The sequence below is a fragment of the Kaarinaea lacus genome, from assembly GCF_975902315.1.
Genome location: NZ_CDLKIE010000344.1, coordinates 1 through 6938 on the forward strand (window position 1 = coordinate 1; position 6938 = coordinate 6938).

The window sequence follows — 6938 nt, forward strand, 5'->3', positions numbered from 1 at the left end:
ACCGTACCATCAGCTCGAACCAAAGTGGCTCCCTGGACTGTCAATGTTGTTCCCACTCGTGCGGTTACATTTCCTGACACTACGTCCATGGTGCCACCAGGCACACTGGATCCCGCATACACCTGTTGCGCAATATAACGATGCGCTCTTACATGAAAATCACCGATAGCGATTGTCGCGCTAAACGCCGGCATGGCAGCCAGGGCTTCCAGACCAGCTTGACCTTCATAACGTTGCCCATCGATATCGTAGATGGTGTTGGTGCCAACAGTAACCGGTAACTTGCCAAAGCGATGATCATCATGATGCAAGCGATGAACAAAAGGATGAATGACTAGCTCAAATTGGCTGTTATCTGTATCAACGTCAAACAAAGGTCCGCGAACACGGTGTATCTTGGGACGCTCTGGGTCAAGATCAGCAATTAGCAAGGGCTGTACAATCAAGGCAGGTATACCCTGACTGTTGAATACCAGTTCATTGGAGGCATCAAGATTGAAGTCCAGCGTCAAATAAGCGGGTACACCCGGCTTAATGACCAGGGAATTCCTGTTCTCCAGATGGACTGACACTTCCAATGTATCTATAGGATTTCCTTCAATATCTGAAAAGTTGTCTACCCTTACGGGTTCATTATTACTGGAGTCGAGCACCCAGATTTCTGCATTTTGATAGTCCAGTTGCATGGTGGCTTTAACATAACGCGCCGAAGGCACGGTAGCCGCAGTCAGGAACTCCGTAAGATCTGCATACTGTGCAAAATCGACTCGGGTATTAATTGGCAATGTTTCCACGACGGCGCCACTCGCAGTGGTTAACGTAAGGGAAAGCACGTCAACGGTATAGGTCGAAAATCCCCCTGGCGCATCCGTTAAACTAATTAATAATTCGCCTGATGATCCATCATCACTCCCTGGATCATTTGAACTGCTACAACCCGCCACTGCTAACAATACCATTAGCAGTGTAACAATGGTCAGTTGCCACCAGCCAGGTACCTGCATGGGAATTAGTTGTTTGATTGTAAATCGCCTATCCATTTTTCACCTCCAAATTCTTATTACTTCAAGTGGTTGCTACTTGCCTGGAATTCCAGTCACCTTGAAAAAGGCGGCCAGGCAGATTGATCTGTTTTCAATGGATTGGTGAAATATGTGGTGGTTTGGTTTACTGCAGAATGAAAAATATTTTTTAGTAATTAATGATAATTGCAAGCATATGATTTACTTCACTAATCTTGAACCTCATGACTAATTAGGCAATAGTTAGTAACTGCGAAAACGCTGTTATTTTATTCAAAAAAAACAACTGCCTGATAATAACAACAACATTATGGTTTCAAGCAATTACCATGTTGTTACAAATACCAGCAACAGGCGAGCATGTTATAGCTACTGCTCACCTGTTACTTAAGCCGACTCAGATTTTCGTTTAGCGAGTTCCGGGTAAGTTCTTCTGCCTCACTTTCTCTACCAGCTCTTTTGAGCAGTTGCGCCAGTTTCATACTGGCTGCATTACGCACTGTTGCATTCGCAGTATTTTTCAAAACATCCTGGTAAAGTGAAATTATCTTTTTCGGATCACGCTGTTTTTTATATAAATCTTCCAGTTGTTGCAACTGAAACAAAACAGCTTTCTCAGGATCATCGGCAATTGAATGCATTGATTCTACAACCTGCAAATAGCGATCCAGCAAATTTAAGCGCATTTGAATTCTTTCAGCTCGATCAATATTAGCACTGCCATCATATGGGGCAGCGATCGTAACAACAGGAAGCAATAACACAGTCATAAAGCTTACTAACAAAACAATTATGGATAAACGAAGGTTTTTCATGTCTATTCCTCTTATTGATACAGATAAAAATACATTTTTTATTACTATTGCATTAGTTTGTTAATCTAATTTCATGTGAAATCCAGTATGGCATCTATCTCAGCTAAATCTGGCATATCCGTAAAATCTGGCGTTGTTGATTCAATGTCTTCTTCTAGCCAAACTGAAATATCAGACAATACTGCGAGATTTGCTATTTCTCCCTCTGCTGTAGATGGCTCTAATAATTGATTCATATTTATCGGCTCCATGACCTGTGTAATTTGCGTTGACTCAACCTCAATCGTCGTTTTTGGCACTGTTGTGTCTTGCTGAGCGATTTGCAATTCCGGTTTAGACTCAATAGTTAATTGCACAACCATTATAGAAAGTACCGCTATTACTCCAATGGATGCCGCCGCTATCAATCTCGGCGAACCCAATATATCAGCTAACACACTTGACCATTCGTGTTTACCGCTCTCATCATTGATGTGCGCGGCCACGCGCTCACTGAAACCTAACGGTGCTTTTGTGCTTTGATACTTATCTACAAGCGACTGTAATTCCGGTATTTGTTCAGTGTCTTTTTCGTCATTCATAATCAGTGATCTCTATATCCATATCTTTAAAGTAGTTGCGTAAGTTATTCAATGCCTTGTGCAGATGCGCTTTTACTGTTCCTTCCCGGCATTTCAATATTGTTGCGGTTTCCTCAACGGACATGCCTTCAAATATTCGAAATAGCACTACATCCTGCTGGCGTTTTGGCAATTGCCGAATAACTTGCCGTATTTGCTGCATATGAATTTGCTGGGAACCGTCTTGCGCATACGAATCTGATGTATCAACTTCATCAAGTTTCCGATCCAGTTTTTTATCACGCACAACACGCCGATTATATTCATTGCAAACATTCTCCAGTGTCCTGTATAGCCAGGTAAAAGGCTCTGCATGAAAGCGAAAGCGTCGCAATCCTTTGTATGCGCGTAAAAATACTTCCTGCGACACATCCACTGCATCATCAGTGGAATATAGTCTGGCACAAGCTAAGCGGTAAACACGGTCCTGATGGCGCTTCACGAATATATCGAAAGCACCCTGGTCCCCCGCCAAAAACTGCTTGATTAACTCTTTATCTGACTTTTCGGCCAACGATATTTCCTTGTTTTTACAGATATTAGTGCAAGTAAAGTCAATTCCGTTTACCGTAAAAGTCAAAAAACGAACATTTTTTACAAAACAAGATCTTTGATCTCATAGAAATCAAATTAATGTGGGAGAAACTCGTTTTCAGGTTTGGCCTGTATTAGCTCAAAGCATTGTGTTGATAAATTAATTAATCTCCAAAGCCAGGAGAAAAATATCAAAGCATCCTTTGTTCTGCCTTACTAAACAATGTAATCACTTCTGGATTAAAAAATAATTCCACAAATTCTTCGTTGGGATCCTGAAACTGCCCTGGCAACCGGGCAATGAATGAATCACCATAAGTCACTTCGCCTACATCGGTGAAATCAAGATCCACTAGTGACTCATGACCGAGGTACTCTACAGCCTTTACCTTTGATTTAATACATACACTACCTTCAAATGACTTGATTTTAAAAGCCTCGGGTCGAATACCAACAAAAACATCTTGCTCAGCATGAAGTATCAGAGATTCAACAGCAAGCCGGTCAGATGGTTTCAATTCAATTTCAGCATCACCCAATTGTAGGGAAAATTTTTCATAACCCAGATCATTAATCCGGGAACGCAAGATATTCATACCTGGACTGCCAATAAATCTAGCCACAAAAATATTCGCTGGATGGTTATACAGCTCCTGGGGTGTTCCTATTTGTTGCAATTCGCCTTTATTAAGAACTGCAATTCGGTCTCCCAGTGTCATAGCTTCCACTTGATCATGTGTTACATACAAAGTCGTTTTCTTAAGCCTTCGTTGGATTCGCGCAATATCAGCGCGAATTTGTGCTCGCAACTTGGCATCCAGATTAGACAAGGGTTCATCGAGCAAAAAAACGCTGGGATCTCGTACCAAAGCGCGCCCCATAGCTACGCGTTGCCGCTGCCCCCCAGATAATTGCGCTGGCTTACGATCCAGTAAATCAGAAAGTCCTAAAAGCGTGGCAATGTTTTCCACCCTGGAGGCAACTTGTTCTTTAGCTGCGTGAGACATTTTTAATGGAAACTCAAGATTACCGCGCACAGTCATGTGCGGATATAAGGCGTAGTTCTGGAACACCATGGCGATATTGCGTTGCTGTGGGGTATTCTGGTTTACAACCTGACCGTCTATAAGAACATCACCTTCATTTGCAGTATCCAAACCCGCCAGGAGACGTAATGCAGTTGACTTTCCACAACCCGAAGCGCCGACCAACACAAGAAGCTCGCCATCTTCAATACGTAAATTAAGATTTTTTAAGGCAACGGTACCATTATCGAACTGTTTGGTAATGTTTTTAAATTCCACACTTGCCACAAGTTACCCTTACCCTAACCTTTAATGCCAGAAGTAGCCACACCTTGCACAAACCAGCGTTGAAATACAATAAAAATGATTAGTACCGGCAATACCATCATTATGCCAAACGCAAAAATATCTCCCCACTGCAATGGTGGCAAGGTATAAAAGGCAGCTATACCCAAAGGTAGTGGACGAACCGCCTCGCTATGTGTGACCATTAATGGCCAGAGAAAAGAGCCCCATTGGGTTAGAAATGTCAGAATTGCTACCGTCGCAAACACCGGTTTGGCATTAGGTGCCACGACACGAAAAAATATTTGCCACGGCCCTGCGCCGTCAATTCGTGCTGCTTCCTCCAACTCTTTGGGTAAACTTAGAAAAAAAGTGTAAAAAAGGTATATAGAGAATGCATTGGCAATAAAAGGAACAATCTGTACAAGATAAGTATCGCGCCAACCTGCTATGGTAACTTCGTAAAACAAAGGAACAGCAATGGCTTCCAAAGGTATAATCATAAGCGCTATTACCAGCAACAATATTTTGTCTCTTCCCGGCCACTGCAGCCGGGAAAGAGCATAACCTGCAAGGGAATTAACTACTAAGCCGCATAAGACAATAGCCGAAGTTATAAATGTAGAGTTGAACAAATAACGTAAAAATGGCACGCGTTCAAACACATCCCGGTAATTGGTCCAGCTGAATTCAGAAGAAAAGTAACCATGCAGGGCTCCAGATTCCATTAATACACGTGCGTCTGGTTTAAAACTGCCAAATACCATCATCCCTACAGGAATAATGAACACCAGCAACAAACCAGCCAGCAACACATAATTCAACGCGATAATGGAAACACGCTTATTTTTCATTCTATTACCCGCTCTTGTCTCAGAACATATCTTTGCAGCAAAGTAAATAACAATACGATTATAAAGAAAACCACGGTCATCGCCGCTGCTTTGGCCACTTGCTGACTACCAAAAGCGGCCGTTACCGCTTCATACATCACTGTTGTCGTCGCATGACTGGGTCCGCCTTGCGTCATAATCTGCACCTGATCAAACAGGCGAAATGCCAGAATTGTCGTCACTAACACCACAAAAATAAGGGCATTACGCAATTGAGGAAGGGTGATATAAAACAACTGCTGACGATTGTTGGCTCCGTCTACTTTCGCTGCTTCATAAAGTTCCTCTGGTATACCCTGCAAGGCAGCCAACAGTATAATCATCTGGAATCCAGCACCTTGCCAGATTGAGGTCAAGGCAATGGCCATTAATGCTAACGTTGGATCATGCAGAAAATCACGCGCCTGCCACGCACCAAAAGTAGTCACCTGCAAAACGCTATTAAGCAATCCCTGTGGCCCTGGCGCATAAACCAGTATCCACACCACGGCAACCAGAGACAAAGGAAACACCACTGGCATGAAAAACACAGTGCGAAATATCGTCATACCGCGTAACGGTTGATTAATTAGCAGTGCCAGCATCAATGCCAGTCCCGTTTGCACTGGCACAACAATAAGCGCAAACAGTGTATTGTTTCGTAAAGCATGCAAAAAAGCTGTATCGGTAAATATTCGTTCATACTGCGTAAAACCCACGTACTCAATGGGTAAAGGTGATCCTAAGCGAAGATTGGTAAAGGAAAGAACAATTGCCAGCACGAACGGCAATAATACAAAGCTTAATAATCCCACCAGTGCCGGGAAGCAAAAAATCCATGCTATACGTGTATCTTGCTTAGCGGGTAAGAAGCTCATTCATTTATCACTTTCTTTGATTATCAAGAAAGGGATATCCCTGGTTATCGCGAAGATCCTGATCGATTTTCTTCGCCGCAAAATCCAGAGCTTCACTCACATTACCACCATTCCGGATTTGTTGAAAAGCGTTCTGGAATTCAGTAGTAATAACGGGATAAGCGGGAGTCTTGGGGCGTGGGACAGAAAAGCCTTCGACTAACTGTACCGCAAATAATCGCAATGCTCCGTTTTCTCCATATAATGGTGATAGCTGCACCGCGCTTTTAGTGCCGGGAACAGCACCATTGGCGTTACTCATTGCTAGCACTTCTCCTGTTTGCAATAAAAAAGTGATGAACTGTGCGGCCAACTCGGGATGTTGACTATTTCTGGTGATTCCCCAATTCCAGGAACCCTGACCAGTACGACTGCCATGACCAAAATCAGGTAGTGGCAGTACTATTAAATCCTGCTGATGCGCTTCTTTGTAACGCGCATACTCCCAGTGCCCCACCCAGGACAGAGCCACTCGCCCGGTAACAAATGCCGCATCATCCAGGTTAGGATCAACATACCCCTTTACTATCCAGTTCTGTAATTGTTCCATTGCCGAAATAGAGGCCTCGCTGTTAATGACATTGTTACTGGCATGATAGTTTTTCCGATCTATCAAATCGCCACCTGCAGATTGTAGTATCGGAGAAAAACCATAAGTAAACCACTCTCCCCTGTAATTGAGTTTCAGGTCTAATACTGCACTGTCCTGATCATGCTTTGCGAGGCGCGACAGAACATCGTTAAACTCTTCGACACTCCAGGCATCGTTGGCAGATTGAGGTATACGAACCTGTATTTTTTCCAGGGCGCTTTTACGCGCATAAAGGCCCAGGCCAGAATCAAAGACA

General features: G+C 43.3%; 8 protein-coding genes. All 8 read right to left on the reverse strand.

All coding sequences use genetic code 11. From position 1 onward, the window contains the following. Positions 1 to 1040 (reverse strand): DUF4382 domain-containing protein (locus ACWVCM_RS11000; RefSeq protein ID WP_455201801.1); only part of this gene is annotated, 1040 nt, incomplete at its 3' end. Between the two features lie 365 nt (positions 1041 to 1405). Further along, positions 1406 to 1837, reverse strand: coding sequence for a hypothetical protein (locus tag ACWVCM_RS11005; protein ID WP_455201802.1), 432 nt, complete (start codon positions 1835 to 1837; stop codon positions 1406 to 1408). Positions 1838 to 1908: 71 nt separating this feature from the next. Further along, on the reverse strand, positions 1909 to 2418 hold the full coding sequence (locus tag ACWVCM_RS11010) for a hypothetical protein (protein WP_455201803.1): 510 nt from the start codon (positions 2416 to 2418) through the stop codon (positions 1909 to 1911). Then, positions 2411 to 2971: an RNA polymerase sigma factor gene (locus ACWVCM_RS11015; protein ID WP_455201804.1), complete on the reverse strand. Its 561-nt coding sequence runs from the start codon at positions 2969 to 2971 to the stop codon at positions 2411 to 2413. Before ACWVCM_RS11015 ends, ACWVCM_RS11010 begins: the two co-directional genes overlap by 8 nt. A gap of 211 nt (positions 2972 to 3182) precedes the next feature. Next, positions 3183 to 4304, reverse strand: coding sequence for an ABC transporter ATP-binding protein (locus ACWVCM_RS11020; protein ID WP_455201805.1), 1122 nt, complete (start codon positions 4302 to 4304; stop codon positions 3183 to 3185). A 14-nt stretch (positions 4305 to 4318) separates the two neighbouring features. Then, positions 4319 to 5155: a carbohydrate ABC transporter permease gene (locus ACWVCM_RS11025; protein ID WP_455201806.1), complete on the reverse strand. Its 837-nt coding sequence runs from the start codon at positions 5153 to 5155 to the stop codon at positions 4319 to 4321. Then, positions 5152 to 6051: a carbohydrate ABC transporter permease gene (locus ACWVCM_RS11030; RefSeq protein ID WP_455201807.1), complete on the reverse strand. Its 900-nt coding sequence runs from the start codon at positions 6049 to 6051 to the stop codon at positions 5152 to 5154. The genes ACWVCM_RS11025 and ACWVCM_RS11030 overlap by 4 nt, the downstream gene beginning before the upstream one ends. A 7-nt stretch (positions 6052 to 6058) precedes the next feature. Continuing rightward, positions 6059 to 6938, reverse strand: an 880-nt coding sequence (locus ACWVCM_RS11035) for a sugar ABC transporter substrate-binding protein (RefSeq protein ID WP_455201808.1), incomplete at its 5' end; no start/stop codon positions are given.

What these genes read in the sequence shown, in the direction of transcription:
- ACWVCM_RS11030 (WP_455201807.1), bottom strand. Translation starts at nt 6,051, where the DNA reads ATGAGCTTCTTACCCGCTAAGCAAGATACACGTATAGCATGGATTTTT.
- ACWVCM_RS11025 (WP_455201806.1), bottom strand. Translation starts at nt 5,155, where the DNA reads ATGAAAAATAAGCGTGTTTCCATTATCGCGTTGAATTATGTGTTGCTG.
- ACWVCM_RS11010 (WP_455201803.1), bottom strand. Translation starts at nt 2,418, where the DNA reads ATGAATGACGAAAAAGACACTGAACAAATACCGGAATTACAGTCGCTT.
- ACWVCM_RS11005 (WP_455201802.1), bottom strand. Translation starts at nt 1,837, where the DNA reads ATGAAAAACCTTCGTTTATCCATAATTGTTTTGTTAGTAAGCTTTATG.